The organism is Embleya sp. L77, from assembly GCF_055557415.1.
The window spans coordinates 2,398,731-2,417,262 of the sequence record NZ_CM145710.1; the positions used below are offsets into that span (position 1 = coordinate 2,398,731).

Genomic DNA, 18,532 nt, shown 5'->3' on the forward strand with positions numbered 1-18,532 from the left:
GGAAGTTGCGTCGGGAGCGGGGCGCCGATCGTCGGATGAACGATCGGGGACGGGGTCAGGAGATGCTGACGTCGTCCACGTAGAAGGTGGTCGTGGCGGATTCGTCCTCGTCACCGGCGAACTGGAGAGTGATCGTCTGGCCCGCGTAGGCGCTCAGATCGACGCTCTTCTGGACGTAGGCACCGGTGGCGCCGACGTTGGAGTAGGTGGCCAGGGTCGTGCCGTTGACCTGGACCTTGAGCGTGTCGTAGACCGTGGAACCGACCTCCTGGGTGGTGGTCTTGACCCACAGGCGCAGCGTGCCGTTGGCCGGGACGGAGATGTTGGACTGGCTCAGGGTTTCGGTGGCGGTGCTGCCGTAACCCATCATCCAGGCGTACCAGCTACCGCTGTGCGCGGTGGCCTGGCTGCTGTTGGTGATGTCGCTGGCGCTCTGCGTCCAGTTGGCGGTGCCCTGCTCGAAGCCGCCGTTCTGGAGCGCGTTGCCCGGGTTGCTGTTGCCCACGGTCAGCGTGTACGTCGCCGTGTGGGTGACCGAGCCGGTGCCGGTGATGGTGATCGGGTAGGTGCCGGGAGTGGTGCCGGCCGCGACCGAGATGGTGGCGGTCGAGGATGAACCGGACTGCACGGACGTCGGGTTGAAGGTCACAGTGACGCCGCTCGGGGCGCCGCTCGCGCTCAGTGCCACGGTCTGCGCGGGGGCGGTCACGGTGCTGGTGTTCACCGTCGTGGAGACGGTGCCGCCGCCGGAGGGGACGGTGCCCGCGCCGGGCGAGACCGAGATGGAGAAGTCCGGGCCGGGGGTCGGGCCGCCGACCGCGGTCTTCCAGATGGTGTAGGCGACACCGTCGGCGCTGCGGTCCAGGACCGTGGCGTTGATGTTGGAGGTGGTGTCACACGCGGAGTGGTAGCAGGAGTCGTAGGAGGCGTTCGCCTGGCCGCCCCACTTCGTCGCCTGGGCGGAGGTCTTGACCGCGTCGGCGCCGGCCGCATAGCCGGAGGTGGGGATGCCGCCCTGCTGGAAGGAGTAGTCGTCGGAACGGCCCTGGCCCTCGACGTTCTCCTCGGGACGCAGGTTCAACGAGTCCCAGTACGCCTTCATCGGCGCTGCCGTGGTGGAGTTGAGGTTGTTGATGAAGTAGCCGCCGTTGGGCGAGCCGACCATGTCGAAGTTGTAGTAGCCCTTGATCGCGGAGCGTTGTGCGGACGTGAGCTGGCCCACGTAGAACTGGGAGCCCTGGAGGCCCTGTTCCTCGCCGGCCCACCAGCCGAAGCGGACGTGCTTGGTGAGGGTGGGGTTGGCCTGGGCGAGGGCGAGTGCGTTCTCCAGGAGGGTGGCGGAGCCGGAGCCGTTGTCGTTGATGCCGGGGCCGGCCGAGACGCTGTCGAGGTGGGCGCCGAACATCACGACGGAGTCGGCGGGGCCGCCGGGCCAGTCGGCGATCAGGTTGTTGGATCGGTAGGTGCAGGAGGTGCAGGTCTGCTCGGTGACGGTGTAGCCGGCCGCCTGGAGCTTGCTCTTCACGTATGCCACGGAGGCGGTGTAACCCGCGCTGCCCGCGCGGCGGTTGCCGCCGTTCTGCGACGCGATCGTGTTGAGCTGGGACAGGTGCGCCTGGACGTTGGCCACACTGATGTTCGGCGGGTTGCTCGGGTTACCCGGACCGGTCACCGTCAAGGTGTACTGCGCGGTGTGCGTGACCGAACCGGTACCGGTCACCGTCACCGTGTAGGTGCCGGCCGTCGGGCTCGCGCCCGCGGTCAGGGTCAGCGTCGAGCTGTTGCCGGACTGGACGCTGCCCGGGTTGAACTGCGCGGTCACCCCGCCGGGCAGACCGGAGGCGGACAGCGTGACGTTCTGCGCCGCGCCCGTCGTGGTGGTGGTGCCCACGTTGATCGAGACGGTGCCGTTGGGTACCAACGTGCCCGAGGTCGGGTTGACGCTGATCGAGAAGTCGGGGCCCGGGTTCCCGGTGCAGGTGGGATCACCCGACTGCGCGGGTACGCTGACGGCGTCCCAGGCGGCCTTGGTCTTGTTGAACAGGGCGCAGGTGGGGTCGAGGGTCTTGGCGGAGTTGAGGGTGGCGGTGCGGTACTTCTTGTAGGTCATGCCGCTGGTCTTGAGGAGCATGCCGCCGTAGAAGATCTTCCCGGCCTGTTGGATGCCGACCCCGGTGAGGGTGGTGTTGTTGCAGGTGGGGCTGGTGGGTTTGCCGCCGCCGGGGCTGGTGCCCTCGGCGAGGAGGTAGAACCAGTGGTTCATCGGGCCTGCCGCGGCGTGTTCCTCCGTGTTGGGGATGGAGGAGCTGTAGCAGTCCGGGTCGCCGTTGGTGGAGGGCTTGTACATGTAGCGGATGGGGCCCTGGCCGACCAGGTTGACGACTTCGCCGACGGTGTAGTCGGGGGTGTCGTACGGGGAGGGTTCGTTGGTGTACGCCTCGGTCAGTGCGCCCATGATGTCGCCGGTGGACTCGCCCAGGCCAGGTTCGGTGCCGGCGCCGCCGGGGGTGAACTGGTCGATGCCGTGCCCGAATTCGTGACCGACCACGTCCATCGACGCGATCCACTGGTTCGACTGGTTGTGCCCGATGGAGACGGAGGAGCCGTCCCAGTAGGCGTTGACGTCGTTGAGGCCGACCTTGACCGGCCAGCTCCCGCCGTTGCCGTTGTGCCCGTTGCGACCCAGCCAGTCGCGGAGCATGTTCCATTCCTTCTGCGCCGCCCACATGACGTCGACGCAGCCGGTCTCCTTGCTGGACGCCTGGCCGTTGCCCCACGAGTCGGTGGACTTCGTGAAGACCTGGCCGGTGGAGTAGTCCGCGCAGGTCAGGCCGGGGCGGTTCGGGTCGCGCAGCGAGTAGGAGCTGCCCGAGCCGGTGGTGTCGATGGTGAGCGGATTCGGCCCGTTCCACTGGCTGTTGCCGCTGCCGGCCTTGACGTCGTCGACGGTGTCGAGCACCGTGCCCGTGCTCGCGTCGACGAAGACGTGCAGCCGGCTGGGCGCGGTGGCGGTACGACCGATCAGCACGGTCTCCCAGGCCAGTGCGCTCTTGCCGTCCTTGACCCGGACGACCAGACGGTGCGAGTCGACCTTGTCCACGACCGCGAGCTTGGTCTTGGACGTGGCCTCGGCCGCGCCGGCCGCCACGACGGGGTGGATCTGGACGGCTATGCGGGCGTCGGTCGAGGACTGGGTCGCCCGGACCCGACCCTGGCCGTCGGCGAGCACGACGGCGTCGCCGCCGACCACCGGGATGCCCCGGTAGGTGCGCTCGTAGGCGACCGAGTAGAGGCCGTTGACCCAGGGGGTCACCGCCTGGCGCTGGTACTCCTCGTCGGGACCCTTGGCGAGGGTGTCCAGACCGCTGGCCGCGGCCCGGTCGGCGGCGGAGACCGCCAGGGCCTGCGAGCCGGGCGGAGGGGAGGGGTCGGCGGCGGCCGGCTGAGCAACCGTGCCGATCGCCAAACCGGCGAGCATGGCCAGGACGGTCCCGGCCGTGGTTGTTCTGCGATTCATCGAGGCTCCTTGAGTGGAAGGCAGACCTCGACCACGAATCCGGCTTTGTGCCGCACACCTTGTGAGCGTTGCGGCCGACCGTGCACGCCGGGGTTCGTGCCCGAGCGAGCGAAACACTCACACGGTCACGTGGGTTGAGCGAAGAGATCCGGCGAGGCCAGCAAATACTGGCTAAATCGCGCGACCCGGGCGTGCCGATCGTGGGCGTGTCCGTCCGACCGCCGAGGCGGCGCGGGGGACCGGGTCAGGGGGCCACAGGGCAGGACGGGTCGTAGGTCGCCGGCACGTTCACGGCGTTCCAGGCATCCCTGGTCTTCCGGTACAGGGCGCACGTGGGGTCGAGGACCTTGGCCGCGTTCAGGGTTTGGCCGCGTAGCTTCGGGTAGTTCGTGCCGCGCGTTCTGAGCAGCAAGCCGCCGTAGAAGACCTTGCCGGCCGTTTGGATGCCGACTCCGGTGAGCGTGCTGCCGTTGCAGGTCGGGCTGGTGGGCTTGCCGCCACCGGGGTTGGTGCCTTCGGCGAGCAGATAGAACCAGTGGTTCAGCGGACCCGTGGCCCTGTGCTCGTCCGGAGGCAGCGTGCTCGAATAGCAATTCGGGTCCCCGGCGAGCGAGGGGTCGTACATGTAGCGGACCGGTCCGTGGCCGCCCAGGTCGACCATCTCGCCGACGGTGTAGTCCGGGGTGTCGAACGGCGCGGGTTCGTTGGCGTACGCCTCGGTGAGTGCGCCGAAGATGTCGCCGGTGCCCTCGATCAGGCCGGCTTGCGCGAACGGATGGCCGGGACTGGTCCGGTCGATGCCGTGACCGTACTCGTGGCCCACGATGTCCATCGCGCCCAACCACTGGCTCCTGACGTCGTGGCCGATGAACACCCGGGTGCCGTCGAACCAGGCGTTCACGGTGGCGAGGCCGACGACCACCGGCCAGGTGCCGCCGTTGCCGTTGTGCCCGTTGCGGCCGAGCCAGTCGCGGAGCATGTTCCATTCCTGCTGCGCGGCCCACATGGAGTCGACGCAGCCGGTCTCGACGGCGGTGGGGTTGCCCGTGCCCCAGTCGTCGACGCTCTTGGTGAGCACGCCGGCGTTGTACTTCGAGCAACTCAGGCCCGGGCGGGTCAGGTCCTGCATGAAATAGGTGCCGCCCGAGCCGGCGGTGGTGATGGTGATCGGGTCGGGGCCGTTCCACCTGCTGTGGCCGGTGCCGGCGTGCACGTCGTCGTAGGAGTCGAGGACCGCGCCGGTCCCGGCGTCGACGAAGACGTGCAGGCGGCTGGGGGCGGAGTCGGTACGGCCGATCAGCACGGTCTCCCAGGCCGGTCGGGCGGCGTCCGCGCCCACGTGCAGCACCAGGCGACGCGCGTCGATCCGGTCGACCACGGCAAGTCGGGTGCGTGCGGTGGTCTCGGCCGCCTGGGCAGGTACGGTCGGCTCGGTCGGGATGTCGCCGGGAAGTGCGCCGCCCGTCTCCACGGCACGGACCTTGCCGGTGCCGTCGGCCAATACGGCGGCGTCGCCGCCGACCACGGGAAGTCCGCGGTAGGCGCGGGTGTAGGCGATCGAGTAGAGGTTGTCCACCCACGGCGTCACCATGCTCCGCAGATAGGTTTCGCCGGGCACCCGGGCCGGCGCGTTCGGACCGCTGCCGACGGCCCGGTCGGCCGCGTCGATCGCCGCCGTCCGGGCGGCGGCCGAGGAGGGGGCCGGTGGCGGTGCCGCGTTCGATGGGGCGGTCGTGCCGATCACCAGGCCGGCGAGCAGGGCCAGGACCGACCCGAGCGTCAGCGTTCTGCGATGCATCGAGGCTCCTCGGGTTGAAGGCACGCCCCGACCACGAATCCGACTGCCATCGCGCCGGGTTCGTCGCCCGAGCGAAGGAACCCTCACACCGGGCTCGGCACATGGTCAACGAACATCGATTTATCGGCACATTTTGGCTAGGCCGTGCCACGACATCGGTGCCGGGCGTGGCGCGGTGGCGCGGGGATGTGCCCGTGCGGTTCCGGGTGATCGTGTGCGGGCGCCGGCAGCGCCTGTCGGCGGTGATCCACGTTCGACGGCTTCGGCGAAGGGAGTTGGTGGGCACGTCGGCGGACCTGGCCCGGGTTCTCCGGGGGCCGGCCGGTCCGAATCGGCTGAATCGGGTTCGGACGGGCGGGTTTGCGGTCCGCGGTGTCCGCGGCGCCTCCGACACTGGTCACGGCCGGCGGCGACCGACGGATCGGAGTACGGCCTACGCTCACACCTACGCTGGGGGCATGGACTCTTCGATGATGCGACGAGCACGGCGCCGGCCGGGTGGTCGACGGTCGGGCCGGGGGTTCGCGTGACATCCGGATCGCCCGGGTGACCCGGCACGCCCGCCACCGTGTGCTCACCTGGGCGCCGGGCTTGGGTGGGCGCGGGTTCGTGCCCGAGTCGCGACCCGCGTCCCGGCCGGCAGTGGACGAAGGAGCAGGGTGACCGGGAGCGGGGCGGATGCGGCGGCGGGCTTCGAGCCGGCGACCGGTGCCGAGGTGCGGCCGGTGTCGGTGGCGGGTGAGGGAACGGCGGGGCGGGCGGCGGCGGTTCGGGAGGCGTTCGATGCGCTGCTGCGGATTCGGGCGGTGGTGAACACGGCGGTGCCGGATCCGGGTGCGGTGCCCGCCGAGTGGGAGCGGGTTCGGATGGTGCGGGCGATCAGCCTGTCCTTGGAGGCGGCCGGGGTGCCGCCGTCGGCGGTCGACGAGCGGGGCGAGCGCACGGCGACGGGGTACTGCGTCACGGCGACCGAGCATCCCGCGGTGGTGCGGGTGGAGTGGCCGGGCCCGCGCGGAAGCGGCGCGCGGCACGAGGCGGAGGCGGCGCTGCGCGGGTGCGCGCGGGTGCTGGGCGGGCTGGGCTGGGTGGTGCTGGAGTACCGCGGCAGGGCCGGCCGTCGGTACCTGGAGGTCGAGGCGCCCTCGACGGTGCGGCGGTGAGCGGTGGCGGCGCGGAAGGGGGCGCGGCGGTGGGTGATGGCGACGCGGAGGGGGGCGCGGCGGGGAGTGAGGGTGGTGCGGAGGGGCCGAGCGGCGGACGGTGACGGAGCGGGGCGCGACGCCGGGTCAGCGTACGAAGGACGCCGGGTCAGTGACGGTGGTGCGGAGGGGCTGCGCGGCGGGCGGTGACGGCGCGGGGCGCGACGCCGGGTCAGCGTACGAAGGACGCCGGGTCAGCGTACGAAGATTGCGCGGGCGCGACGACGGCGATTGCGGGGGCGTGATGACGGCGCGGCGCGGGACGCCGGTTCGGCGCGCGAAGATGGCGCGGCGCGCGGTGGCGGCGGGGCGGCGGTGCACCGGAGGGGCGGCCGCTGTCGGTTCGGCTGCCCCCGTCGGTTGCGGTGCGCGGGTTGGTCGCGGGCGGCGTCCTGGGTTGGGCGGTGGGAGCGGCTACAGACCGGGGTCCATTCCGGCCTGTCGCCCGCACAGGGCCATGCACACCTGGTTCGGCCCCTCGTACGGGCGTTCCGGCAGTGCCGCCAGGGCCCTGGTGACCCATACCGCGGCCCCGTTGTTCGTGGCCGCCGCCGACAGGGCTTCCGGACGGGCCGGGAATCGCACGCCGAACAGCGCGCACTGCAGCGCCTCGGGTTCCATCAACGTCGATTCGCCACTACAGCGCATGGCTCCTCCACAACACCACCCGGCCACTGGTGCGCGACCCGGCGGCCGGTGTCGCCGAACACACCGGGCACCGGCCTCCGCGCGCCCTCCCGGGTGCGCGTCGACACGGAGGGCCGTCTGTCGCACGAGCACCGCACATCGGTCGGGGCTCGGGATCCCGAGGCGCCGGCAGCTTTCCGTCTTAGAGCTATACTACGCCGCGCCGCCCCGCCTGGACCCGGGATCGGAGCGCGCCGCCCGTACGACCCCGCCATCGGCGCCGCCCGGCCCGTTTCGAATCCGCCGCCCGCCGATTTCGGGTGGGGCGACCTCATGTGGTGAACCCGAGGTGCACGTGGTCTCGGTGGGTCGGGTCGCTGAAGAACGCGGCGCCGGAGAGTTGGTACGGGCCGCCCACGTTGTACGAGCCGGCCGCCGCGCCCGCCCGCATGAAGCCCTCGACGAGGGCGCGTGGTGTGGTCGGGTCCACCACGGATCGGCCGTCGATGCGCCATACGTCGACGGCCCGCCCCCGTGGGTGGTCGCTGGGGCGGTTGGTGCCGAACACGTCGATCGGGTGGCCCGAGCGCAGGATGCTGACGTCGATGGTGTGGTCGGCGGCGAGCGTTTCCAATGCGGTCAGCACCGACGCGTGCACGGCGCCGGCCCGCACGTCGGCGGTCGCCGCGGGCGGCAGGGTGATGCGCGAGTCGGCCAGGATCCGGGTCGCCTGGGCGGAGAGCGACCCGGCGGCCGGTCCGGGATCCGAGGGGTACAGCGTGGTGACCGTCCAGACGGGTGTGGCCCGGCTCAGCCGCACGTCCACGGTCGACCCGTCCGCCGTCACCGTGCCGTCCTCGGCCCGCGTCCACCGCCGGCAGACGACGAGCACACTCGCGGTGTCGTCCAGGATGCCGCCGTACTGGGCGTCGATCACTTCGAGCACGGCCTGCGGCGCCGGGGACGACAGCGAGCCCGCCCGGTCGGCCAACTCCGGGTCGAAGCCCAGCGCGGCGAGCCGTGCCCGGGCCGCCTCGGGCCCCTGCCCGCCGGGCGGCCACGCGCCCAGAGCCGACACCAGGGTGACCGCGCGCTGCTTCACCTGCGGCTGCACGTCGCCGGGATCGGGCGCCCACGCGGTGACCGTGGGCAGCGCGGGTGCGGTACTCGTCGCGGGCGCGCCGGCGCTCGGCGCCGCGGGTCCGGTCGGCGCCGCGGTCGCGGCCGGTGTGCCGCTCGGGGGCGTCGATGTCGCGGTCCGCCCACCGGAGGACGAGCAACCCGTCGCCACTGCGGCAACGCCCAGCAGCACCGCACGCCGACTCATCGCATACCGATCGTTCACCTCGCCACGGTAGGTCGCGCTCCCACCGGCTCCCGGCAGATCGCGGCCGGCGGAACCGGGTGTCGCGGCGCGCAGCCGCCTCGACGCCGGCTCAGGGCCGGGCGCGATAGACCAGGAGATAGCGCCAGAAGAGCAATCGGCGCACGGTGCATCCGGGCAGCAGCGCCGCGGCCTCGCGCCGGATGAGGGACAGCGGCATCGTGGGCGTACGCACCGGCGCCGTCGTGCCCTGCTCGGCCGCGCGGGTGCGGTCGCCGAGTCGCTCCTTCGCGGCCACGGCGAGCCGGGCGGCGGCGTTGACCGGGACGGCGGCGAGGCTGCATGCCCAGTCAAGCGGGGTCCGCTCGGGATGGCAGCCCAGGATCACCAGGACCCCGCCCGGTGCGAGGGCGTCCCGCAGGGTGGCGACGGTGTCGAACGGCACATGATGGATGCTCGCCAGGCACGAGATGAAGTCGTAGTGTCCGCGCGGGAGTTCGATGTCGGTTACGTCCGCGCACAGGAAGCTCGGGTTCGGCGCATCCGCGGTGGTCGGGGATCGGCGACGGGCCTGGGCGACCACCTCCTCGGCCGGATCGATCGCGTCCACCACGATGCCCGACGCGGCGAGCCGGTGCGCGAACCGCCCGGTGCCGCAGCCCACATCCAATGCCGTCCGACAGTTCTTCGGCACCTGGCGCAGTAGCAGCGGGTGGTAGTGGTCGTTGTGATCGAAAGACATGTCCGCGACCCTGCCACAGCGCATCCGGGCGTCAGCCGGCCGCATCTCCCGTGGCCGCGACGAGGGCGCCGTCCAGCAGCGCGTCGAGGTAGCGCTGCGCCAACGCGGGGTCGTTGCGGTCGGGGGAGTGGCGTACGGCGAAGCCCAGTCCGCAGAGCATGAGCTGGACGTCGGTGGGCCCCAGGGGCGGGCGCAGGGCCTCGGCGCCGGCCGCACGGGTCAGCAGGTCGCCGGTCACGCGCAGCAGGTGGTCGCGCAGTTCCAGGGTCTCGGCGGTGGCGGCCCCGGGGCCGAAGGCCGCCGCGGTGAAGGCCTCGTCCTGGGCGTAGGCGGTCAGCGCGGCCGCCAGGAAGTCGCGCAGGGCGCGCCGCGCGTCCGGCAGCCCGGCGGCCCGGTGGGCGTGTCGGATCAGCTCGTCGAACCGGTCGGCGGCGAGTGCTTCGAGCAGCGCCTCGGGGGTGGGGAAGTGCCGGTAGACGGTGCCGACGCCGACGTCGGCGGCCAGTGCGACCGCGTTCAACTGGGGCGGCCTGCCCCTGCGCGCCAGATCGCGCGCGGCATCCATGATCCGGCGCCGATTGCGCGCGGCATCCTTGCGCAGCGTGGGTCTATGGGGTGCGGCCGTGTCGTCCATGCGGTGACGCTATCGGCCGAGCGGACGGCTGGTCCATGTGGCCGATCGATTCCACTCGACGCGGATCGCCGGCCGCCACCTGCTGGGTGCGGGCGCGGCCGAGCCGCATTTCGCCGCACCTCGCCGACCGCCGCCGATCTCTCCGATCGGCCGGAAGCCGAGCCGGGGCGGAAGCCCCCGGGACCGTCCGCGCCCGGCCGTCCGCGGGCAGTCAGGCGCGTGCGGCCGCGGCGGCGGGCCTCGGCGGCCCCGGCGTGGACCGCGAACCGACCATATCGCCGGCGTGTTCGTCTGCCGCGATGTCGAGGCGCCACCGTCGTCCCGAGCGGATGTCCCTGCCGGTGCCGGTGCCGGTACCGGTGCCGGTGCGGGCGCCGCCGTCGGCGGCGGGGTCGGGGTCGGCCATCGGAGGCCGACGATCCGGCCGCCGTAGAGGACCAGGCGCGGCCCGGCCACGTCGGGCTGCACATACGCCTCGGCGAGTGACTTGACGACCGGCGCGACCAAGTGTTCGTGGTCCGGGCGGACCTTCGGTGGGGTCGCGGCCGCGAAGTTGCCCGCGGTGATCGGTCCAGGCACGGGGCGGGGCGTCATGGAACGCCCTCCTGGTGGGCCATCCGAGTACGTTTCGTCGTCCCGGGGCGGGTGCGGGGCCGTGGGGCGGGTTCGCCGGGTCGGATGAAATCCTGGTCGGTCGCCCTGTTGCCATGCCGGGTCGGGTGCATGGCCGGGGCCGCCGGAGGGGGCGCGGGCAGGATGGGGCGAGGTGTGCGGGCGGCGGGGGAGTGGGCCGGTCGGTGTCGCCGACGGCACCGCCGGCGCGCGTCGACGCGGGCACGGTGGTCCCGGCGCAGGCCGACGGCAAGGACCCGCCTCGACCCAGGGCCCCTCCGCCTCGACCCCGGCCTCGGTCCGGCCGTGGACCGACGTCGGTTCGCGGTTCGGCGACCCGGGTCAAACCGGGTGCCGGGCAGGTGGTGGGGTGGGTTCGCCGGATCGGGTGAAATCTTGGTCGGTTCGGCCTCGTTGCCGTGCCGGCGACGGAAATCGGAGGTTCTCTCGGAGAGCGGTACCGAGGGAGGTCAGGATGGGGCAGGTCGCGACCGGTGGTGCTCCCGCCCGGCACGGCGTGTTCGGGGTGATCGTGCTGATCGCCTTGATGGCCCTGTTGCACGCGACGCACGTCCCGGGAATCGCCCACCGCGCGGCGGCGGATCCGGATCGTTGCCCGATCGGCGTGGTCGGCCGCGCCGCCGTGTCCGTCACCCCCGACGTGCCCGCCGACGGGCCGCCCGGCGACCACTCGGTGCGCAGCGCCACGCCCGCCGGCGAAACCGGTGGCCGACACGGACCCGCCGTCGGCCCCGCGTGCACGCCGACCACCGCCCGGCCGCGGCACCACTCCACCACCGCTTCGACTTCCGCCCTCGCCGACACCGCGGCGTCCCGTCCCGCCGATCCGGCCGAGGCCGGTCGGATCCGTGCCCGTACGGCCACGAGCGTTCCCGGACCGGCCCCCTCGCGGACCGTCGTCCTGCGCTGCTGAGCGATCACCGCCGCCGAGCCGCCGCCGCACCCGGCGCGTGGCCGGACCGGCGTGTCCGCGTTCGATTCCTCAGCCCCGCGAACCCGGGAGATCCCGCCATGCCCCTTGACGCCTACCTGCTCATGAGCGCCCTCGTGCGCGCCGAAGCCGCCCGCTCCGCCGCCACCGCCGCGACCTCGGACACCCCACCGCCCATTGCCACTTCGGGCCGAACCACGCCCGAAGCGATTGCCGCCGACACGGAGCCGCCCGCGGCCGGCTCCGCCGGCTCCTCCGGCGCCGATCAGCAGACCGACCCGCAACCTCCATCCGCAACGTCGAAGTCGTAGCACCCGCACAGGTCACCCTGCCCACCCCGGCCCACCCGGCCCGGTGTCCCCCGACGCACCCGCGCCGGGGGACGCCGGCGCCTCCAGCCGCCGATGCTCGCTGCCGTGGGCTACGAAAATGAAGACATCGGAAGCCCACGACAAGCCCGCCGCCCACCACGCCCGCCGCCCCGCGGCCTTCCGCACCCGCAGCGCCGACTGTGCGTTCCCGACCCGCTCCACGAGCACAAGCACGGCCACGATCGGCTGCTCGGACGGCAACACGTACCCCCGCTCGTGGCCGGAAGATCACCTCGAAACCGCGGACGCGCCCCGCCCTCATCCTGCGCCGCGCCATACGCCGCTCCGCCCCCGAGCCGTGGCCACCTCGCGCTCGTGCCCGCACGACGCCCTTCCCGCCTCGCGGTCACGCTCGCCCTGCGCCGCTCCGCCTGCCGCTCGTGCCCGACCCGTGCCTGCCCGACGCCCCAGCCGCCTCGTGGTCGTGCCCGCTCCGCGTCCGCGCCGAGCCCGTTCCCGCATCCGCGCTCATCCAACGCCCGTGCTGCCTCGCGCTCGCTCCCTGCCCGTGCCGTTGCCCGCCTGTGCCGCCCGGCCTCCCGTCCACCCCACGTCCGTGCCGCCCCATCCTCGCGCCCGCCCAACGCCCGTGCGACCCCACGCCCCTGTCGGCTCGTGCTCGTGCGCGCGCCGCGCGCCGCGCGTCCGTGGCCGTGGCCGGGGCCGGGTCGCTCCTGTGGGGGCGGCGGGGTGGTCTGGACAGGGATTGGTTAGATGATTATGGTTTTCATTATCGAATGATCGAGGCGGCGTCTGCCGGTCGGTGCGTCGATCCACCCCTGCCTGGAGAGAGTTCTGATGCGTATATCCACCCGTGCGGTCTTTGCCGTCGCCGCCACCGCCCTGACCGCCGGGACTTTGACCGCGTGTGGTTCCGACGACAAGGACACCAAGGGCACCAAGGGCGAGGATCGGGTCGGGTCCGCCGCGCCGGTGGCCGGCGGCGGGTCGCCGGTCGGCGGTTCCGGGCCCCGGATCAAGGTCGTGGCGACCACGACGCAGGTTGCCGACTTCGTGCGCAACGTCGGTGGCGACCGGGTCGAGGTGACCCAGCTGATCAAGGCCAACGCGAGCGCCCACGAGTACGAGGCGACGCCGACGGATCTGAACGCCATTCGCGCGGCCAAGCTGGTCGTGGAAAACGGCGTCGACATGGAGAAGGCGTGGTTGCCCAAGGCGGTCCAGGCTGCGGGCTTCAAGGGCCCGGTGGTGGACACCTCCGTCGGGGTGCAGCTCCGCAAGGGCGAGCACGAAGAGCACGAGGAGCACGCCGAGCAGGAAGAGCACGAGAAGCACGAGGAGCACGAACACGGGGAGTACGACCCGCACATCTGGCACAACCCGCTCAACGCCAAGGTGATGGTGACCAACATCGCCAAGGCGTTGACCGCCGCCGACGGGGTCAACGCGAAGGTGTACGAGAACAACCTGGCCGGGTACGCCGCCAAGCTCGACGCGCTCGACGCCGACAACCGGGCCAAGCTGGACGGCATCCCGGCGGCGAATCGCAAACTCGTCACCAACCACGACGCACTGGGCTACTACGTCGACCGTTACCGGCTGGAGTTCGTCGGCTCGATCATCCCGAGCTTCGACGACCAGGCCGAACTCTCCGGCAGCCGGATCGAGGACGTCGTGGCCAGGATCAAGGCCACCGGCGCCAAGGCCGTGTTCGCGGAAAGCGCGCTGCCGCCCAAGACCGCCGCGACCATCGCCCGGGAAGCGGGCGTCAAGATCGTCGCCGGCGACGACTCGCTCTACGCCGACTCGCTCGGCGCCTCCGGGTCCGCCGGCGCCACCTACCTCGCATCCGAGGCGCACAACACCGACACCATCGTCGCCGCACTGCGGGGCTGAGCGATGACCGACCGCATCGAGACGACACCGGATCCGGTCCGCTTCACCGAGGCGACCATGGCCTACGACCGCACCCCGGCGCTGACCCGGGTCGACGGCCGCGTCCCGGCCGGGCAGGCGGTGGCCCTGGTCGGCCCCAACGGCGGCGGCAAGTCCACGCTGATCAAGGCCGTCCTGGGCCTGGTTCCCGTGGTCGCCGGAGCGGTCACCGTGGCCGGTCGGCGCCCGGCCGCGGCCCGCGCGTTCGTCGGCTACGTACCGCAGGCGGCGAACCTGGACCCGGAATTCCCGGTCACCGCACGCCAGGTGGTGCTGATGGGCCGCTACCGGCTGATCGGCCGGCTGCGGCGTCCCGGCCGCCGGGACCGGGCCGCCGCCGACGAGGCGCTGGCCCTGGTCGGCCTCGCCGATCGGGCGCACGCGCGCTTCGGCGCCCTGTCCGGCGGCCAACGCCAGCGCGTACTGCTGGCTCGCGCGCTGTCCGCGCAACCGCCGATCCTGGTCCTGGACGAGCCGTTCAACGGCGTCGACGCGGTGAGCCAGGAGGCCCTGATCGACGCGCTGGTCCGGGCCAAGGACGCCGGCACCGCGGTCCTGGTCAGCACCCACGACCTCGCCGTGGCGCAACGACTGTGCGAGCAGACCTGTCTGGTCAACCGCCGGCAATTCGCCTTCGCCGACACCGAGTCCGCGCTCACCCCGGAACTGCTGTGTGCCTGCTACGGCGGACAGGTCCTCGAACTCGACGCCGGCCGACTCGTCGTCACCCCGGGCTGAGGCCGGCCGTGGACACCACCCTGCTCATGGAGCCCTTCCGGGTCCCCTACCTGACCCGGGCCCTGATCGAACTGACCATCCTGGGCGTCCTGTGCGGCACCGTCGGCGCGTTCGTCGCGCTGCGCCGGCTGGAGTTCGTCGCCGACGCGCTCACCCACACGGTATTCCCCGGCGTCGCCATCGGCTTCGCCCTCCGAGGCGCGGACGGCGTGTTCGAGGGCGCGCTGATCGCGGCCGGCATCACCGCCGGCGTGCTGACCCTGCTCACCCGCAACCGGCGCACCAGCGACGACGCCGCACTGGCGATCGTGCTGACCGCGATGTTCTCGATCGGCGTGGTCGTGGTCTCGCGCAGCCACTCCTACACCGCCGACTTCCAGACGTTCCTGTTCGGCCAGATTCTCTACACGTCCCGCACGCAGATCATCGAGACCGCGGTGGTCGCCGTGGTGTGCCTGGCCGTCCTCGCCGCGCTGGGCCGGGAACTGTTCCTGCGCAGCTTCGACGTCGAGGCCGCCCGCGCCGCCGGCCACCGGGTCGGCGCGCTGGATCTGGCGCTGAACCTGGTGATCGCGCTCACCGTGGTCGCCGCGGTCCGCACCATCGGCACCGCGCTGGTGCTGGCGCTCCTGGTGGTCCCGGCGAGCATCGGCCGCACCCTGGGCGGTCGACTCGGCCCGATCGTCACGATCGGCGTCGGCTCGGCCGTACTGTGCGGATACCTCGGCCTGACCATCAGCTACACCGCCTCCATCGACCACGACCTGACCCTGCCCGCCGGACCGACCGTCGTGCTCACCCTGGTCGCGGCGTATCTGCTCGCCCTGGCCGCGTCCGGCCTCGTCCGCCGGCGCGGCGTGCGCGCGTCCGCCCACGCACCGGCCGTGCGGATCCCCGCCCCGCCCGTGGTCCCCCGGCCGACCGGGAGCCCCCGATGACCTGGTTCGACACGTACACCCACCGCGCCTACGCCGAGGCCGTCATGGTCGGCCTGCTCGCCGGCGTCGTCGGCGTCCAGGTGGTGCTGCGCAAGCTGGCCTTCCACGCCATGGCAATGACCCATGCCACCTTCCCCGGCGTCGTGCTCGCCTCGATGCTGGGCCTGGACATCTACCTCGGCGGTGCCGCGGTCGGCGTGCTGTTGTCGCTGGCCATCGTCGGCCTGACCCGGAGCCCGAGTCGGACCGCGTCCGGTGCGACCGGGGTGATCCTGGCCGCCGGCTTCGCTTTGGGCGCCGCACTGGTCGCCGCCGGGCCCGCGGGAGACCGCAAACTCTCCGCCTTCCTGGTCGGTTCCATCGTCACCACCGACACCCGCGACCTCGTGGTCACGGCCTGCACCGGGGCGGTGATCCTGCTCGTGCTCGGGTTGTGCGCCAAGGAATTCACGTTCGCCGCCTTCGACCACGAGGGCATGCGGGCCGCCGGGCACCCGGTGACCGCGCTGGACCTGCTGCTCCTGCTGATCGTCCAGGCGGTCGTCGTGGTGCTGACCCCGGCGGTGGGCATCATGCTCACGCTGGCGCTGCTGGTGGCGCCGGCCGCCGCGGCCCGGCTGTGGACCGACTCGCTCGCCCGCACCACCGCACTGGCCGGCGCGCTGGGCATCGGCAGCGCCTCGGCCGGGCTGGAGATCTCCCGGCACTACGACGTCGCCGCCGGGGCGACCATCGCGCTGGTGGCCGCCGCCGGATTCGTCCTGTCCCTGCTCCTGTCGCCGCGCCACGGCCTGCTCGGTCGCCTCGTCCAGCGCCGACCTGCCGCCGCCGCTGCGTCGGCCGCGGCGGCAGGCTGAACCCGTCCGGAGGACCGATGCCGTCGGCAACAGACCCCGCCCGCGAGCCCTTCGCCCGCCCGCAGACCCCGCGCCGGGCCACCGCCCATCGGGACACCGTCGCCCGAGCCCTGGCCGCGCACGGCGGCTTCGTGAGCGCCCAGGAACTGTTCGTCTGGATGCGGGACCGGGAGTGGGACGGAGAACCCCACCGAGACCGGGATCGAGACCGAGATCGCGAGCGAGGCGCAGATCGGGAGCGGGACAGAGACCGCGAGCGAGGCACGGATCCGGTTCACGAGCGGGACGCAGACCGAGACCGCGAGCGAGGCACGGATCGCGAGCGAAACGCAGACCGGAGGGACCGAATCCGGAACCGCCCGGTCAGCCTCAGCACCACCTATCGCAGCCTCGCCGCACTGGCCGCGGACGGTCGCGCGGACAGCCGGTACACCGCCGACGGCGAGCGCCAGTACCGACGGCGACGGCGACCGGATCACCACCACCTGCTGATCTGCCGGCTGTGCGGTATCGCGGTCGAGGTGCACTCGGAGGTCGTCGAACGATGGACCGCGACCGCCGGTGCCCGACACGGCTTCACCGAGATCCGACACGCCATCGAACTCACCGGCAGGTGCCGGCGCTGCCGTTGAGCCGCCGGTGGCGCACGGCGTCCCCCGGCGGTTCGGCGTCCCCGGCGGTTCGACCGGCGACCGGGAAGCCGGCCGCTCCCGATGCGCTTCCGGCGCCCGCAGTGGCCGTTCACCCGGGTGGCCGACCGGGAGTGGGGCGGAGACGATGGAAGGACCGCGTTGCGGTGTCCGCGGCGCGGTCCCGAGCCCTGCGGTCGGTGTGCTGCCGTCGGCAGGCCCGACGAGAGGTGACACCATGACCAAGGCCAAGGACATCATGCACGAGGGTGCGCAGTGGATTCCGCAGACCGAGACGCTGGATCGGGCCGCGCAGTTGATGCGCCGGCTCGACGTGGGTTCGCTCCCGGTCAGCGATGCGAACGAGCGGCTGTGTGGCATCATCACCGACCGCGACATCGTCACGAAGTGCGTTGCCGAGGGCCACGATCCGGCCCAGGTCACGGCCGGCGAACTGTGCGTGGGTACGCCGCGCTGGATCGACGCGGAGGCCGACATCGCCGAAGTACTGAGCGAGATGCAGGTGCACCAGATCCGTCGACTGCCGGTGATCGCGCGCAAGCGCCTGGTCGGCATGATCAGCGAGGCGGACGTGGCGCGCCACCTGTCGGAGGAACAGATCGCCGCCTTCGCCGAGAACGTCTACGCAGCGCGTTAGGCCCTGTCCGGCGCGGTGGGCCCGGTCCGGCGACGCGCCGCCGTGAGCGCGGCGCGTCGATCCGCGTGCGCAGCCTCGATCCGCGAACGTCGGTCCGGTTGCCGGGTCCCCCATTGCCGGGTCGCCGGAGCCGCGGTCAGTGCACCGGGACCACGGCCACCGGGCAGCGCGCGTGATGCAGTACGGCGTGCGTGGTCGGGCCCAGCCGCATCGGCAGGGGGCCGTGCCGGGGGTGCGTGGCGACGACCACGAGGGCGTTGCCGATGGACGCGCAGACCAGGTCGCGCCCGGCCGTACCGTTCATCACCACGGTGTCCACCGGCAGTTCGGGATTGCCGAGCCGGATCGGACCGAGCACCGTTTCGAGCATCCGGCCGCGCTCGGCGGCGATCTCGTCCACGTCGAACATCGACGGCAACATCAGGCTGGGCGCCAGGCCGGTCACCGGGAGCGCCCATGAGTGCACCGCGCGCAGACCGCCCAGCCGCCGCGCCCTGCTCGCCGCGAACTCGGCGGCCGGCCCGTCCTCGGGACCGGCGATGCCCACCACCACGCCGCTCGCGTCCTCGGCCGCGTCGGCATGTACCACCACGACCGGGCACGTCGAGTGCGCGCACACCCGCAGGGACACCGAGCCCAGCAGCAGGCCGGCGAAACCGCCGTGACCGCGACTGCCGATCACCACCGTGTCGGCACGGCCGCTCGCCTCGAGCAGCGACTCGGCCGCTTCGCCCTCCCGCACCGCACCCTCCACGACCGCCCCGGCGAACCGCGCCCGCACACGCGCACAGGCGGCGTCGACCAGCGCATGTGCCCGCTCGCGCAGCTCGACCCGATGCCGGTGGCCGAGCCCACCGACGGGCACGGCGGTGACCACGTACAGCGGTACGCGCCGGGCGACGGCGTCCTGCGCGGCCCAATCCAGCGCGCGGTCGGCGGCGGGCGAACCGTCGTGCCCGACCAGCACCCCGAGATCGACTTCGATGTCCGTGGACGACATGGCACTCACTCACCTCGACGAGGAACCCACCGGGTTCATA

The 18,532-nt window shown here is 72.6% G+C and carries 16 protein-coding genes; 9 read left to right on the forward strand and 7 right to left on the reverse strand.

What is annotated here, in order from left to right; all coding sequences use genetic code 11:
- Positions 1-55: 55 nt before the first annotated feature.
- Together ACZOOI_RS40235 and ACZOOI_RS40240 are read right to left on the reverse strand one after the other, a co-directional pair.
- On the reverse strand, positions 56-3,517 hold the full coding sequence (locus ACZOOI_RS40235; RefSeq protein ID WP_465281763.1) for a M28 family peptidase: 3,462 nt from the start codon (positions 3,515-3,517) through the stop codon (positions 56-58).
- 244 nt (positions 3,518-3,761) lie between these two features.
- Positions 3,762-5,315, reverse strand: a complete 1,554-nt coding sequence (locus tag ACZOOI_RS40240; RefSeq protein ID WP_465281764.1) for a M4 family metallopeptidase — start codon at positions 5,313-5,315, stop codon at positions 3,762-3,764.
- 659 nt (positions 5,316-5,974) lie between these two features.
- On the opposite strand from ACZOOI_RS40240, the gene ACZOOI_RS40245 reads away from it, so the two are divergent.
- On the forward strand, positions 5,975-6,475 hold the full coding sequence (locus ACZOOI_RS40245) for a hypothetical protein (protein ID WP_465281765.1): 501 nt from the start codon (positions 5,975-5,977) through the stop codon (positions 6,473-6,475).
- A gap of 453 nt (positions 6,476-6,928) precedes the next feature.
- Here ACZOOI_RS40245 and ACZOOI_RS40250 read toward each other — a convergent pair whose 3' ends face one another.
- The 4 genes from ACZOOI_RS40250 to ACZOOI_RS40265 form a co-directional block, all read right to left on the reverse strand.
- On the reverse strand, positions 6,929-7,162 hold the full coding sequence (locus ACZOOI_RS40250) for a DUF2795 domain-containing protein (RefSeq protein ID WP_465281766.1): 234 nt from the start codon (positions 7,160-7,162) through the stop codon (positions 6,929-6,931).
- A 310-nt stretch (positions 7,163-7,472) separates the two neighbouring features.
- Positions 7,473-8,486, reverse strand: coding sequence for a hypothetical protein (locus ACZOOI_RS40255; protein ID WP_465281767.1), 1,014 nt, complete (start codon positions 8,484-8,486; stop codon positions 7,473-7,475).
- 91 nt (positions 8,487-8,577) lie between these two features.
- Positions 8,578-9,207: a class I SAM-dependent methyltransferase gene (locus ACZOOI_RS40260; protein ID WP_465281768.1), complete on the reverse strand. Its 630-nt coding sequence runs from the start codon at positions 9,205-9,207 to the stop codon at positions 8,578-8,580.
- A gap of 31 nt (positions 9,208-9,238) precedes the next feature.
- The gene (locus ACZOOI_RS40265) at positions 9,239-9,841 is read right to left on the reverse strand and encodes a TetR/AcrR family transcriptional regulator (RefSeq protein WP_465281769.1); all 603 of its coding nucleotides are present in this window, start codon (positions 9,839-9,841) and stop codon (positions 9,239-9,241) included.
- A gap of 1,087 nt (positions 9,842-10,928) precedes the next feature.
- Here ACZOOI_RS40265 and ACZOOI_RS40270 point away from each other — a divergent pair.
- From ACZOOI_RS40270 to ACZOOI_RS40305, 8 genes are all read left to right on the forward strand, one after another.
- Entirely contained in the window at positions 10,929-11,387 is a 459-nt protein-coding gene (locus ACZOOI_RS40270; RefSeq protein ID WP_465281770.1) for a hypothetical protein, read from the forward strand.
- Between the two features lie 98 nt (positions 11,388-11,485).
- Entirely contained in the window at positions 11,486-11,716 is a 231-nt protein-coding gene (locus ACZOOI_RS40275; protein WP_465281771.1) for a hypothetical protein, read from the forward strand.
- A gap of 858 nt (positions 11,717-12,574) precedes the next feature.
- Positions 12,575-13,633, forward strand: coding sequence for a metal ABC transporter substrate-binding protein (locus tag ACZOOI_RS40280; RefSeq protein ID WP_465281772.1), 1,059 nt, complete (start codon positions 12,575-12,577; stop codon positions 13,631-13,633).
- Positions 13,634-13,636: 3 nt separating this feature from the next.
- Positions 13,637-14,410 carry a metal ABC transporter ATP-binding protein gene (locus ACZOOI_RS40285; RefSeq protein ID WP_465281773.1) on the forward strand — a complete coding sequence of 258 codons (774 nt, stop codon included), beginning with the start codon at positions 13,637-13,639 and terminating at the stop codon, positions 14,408-14,410.
- Positions 14,411-14,418: 8 nt separating this feature from the next.
- Positions 14,419-15,348: a metal ABC transporter permease gene (locus ACZOOI_RS40290; RefSeq protein WP_465281774.1), complete on the forward strand. Its 930-nt coding sequence runs from the start codon at positions 14,419-14,421 to the stop codon at positions 15,346-15,348.
- The gene (locus tag ACZOOI_RS40295) at positions 15,345-16,205 is read left to right on the forward strand and encodes a metal ABC transporter permease (RefSeq protein WP_465281775.1); all 861 of its coding nucleotides are present in this window, start codon (positions 15,345-15,347) and stop codon (positions 16,203-16,205) included. Before ACZOOI_RS40290 ends, ACZOOI_RS40295 begins: the two co-directional genes overlap by 4 nt.
- A gap of 17 nt (positions 16,206-16,222) precedes the next feature.
- Positions 16,223-16,837, forward strand: coding sequence for a Fur family transcriptional regulator (locus ACZOOI_RS40300; protein WP_465281776.1), 615 nt, complete (start codon positions 16,223-16,225; stop codon positions 16,835-16,837).
- Between the two features lie 235 nt (positions 16,838-17,072).
- Positions 17,073-17,492 carry a CBS domain-containing protein gene (locus ACZOOI_RS40305; protein ID WP_396012259.1) on the forward strand — a complete coding sequence of 140 codons (420 nt, stop codon included), beginning with the start codon at positions 17,073-17,075 and terminating at the stop codon, positions 17,490-17,492.
- 136 nt (positions 17,493-17,628) lie between these two features.
- Here the strand turns inward: ACZOOI_RS40305 and ACZOOI_RS40310 are convergent, their stop codons facing one another.
- Positions 17,629-18,492, reverse strand: coding sequence for a universal stress protein (locus ACZOOI_RS40310; protein ID WP_465281777.1), 864 nt, complete (start codon positions 18,490-18,492; stop codon positions 17,629-17,631).
- Between the last annotated feature and the right edge of the window lie 40 nt (positions 18,493-18,532).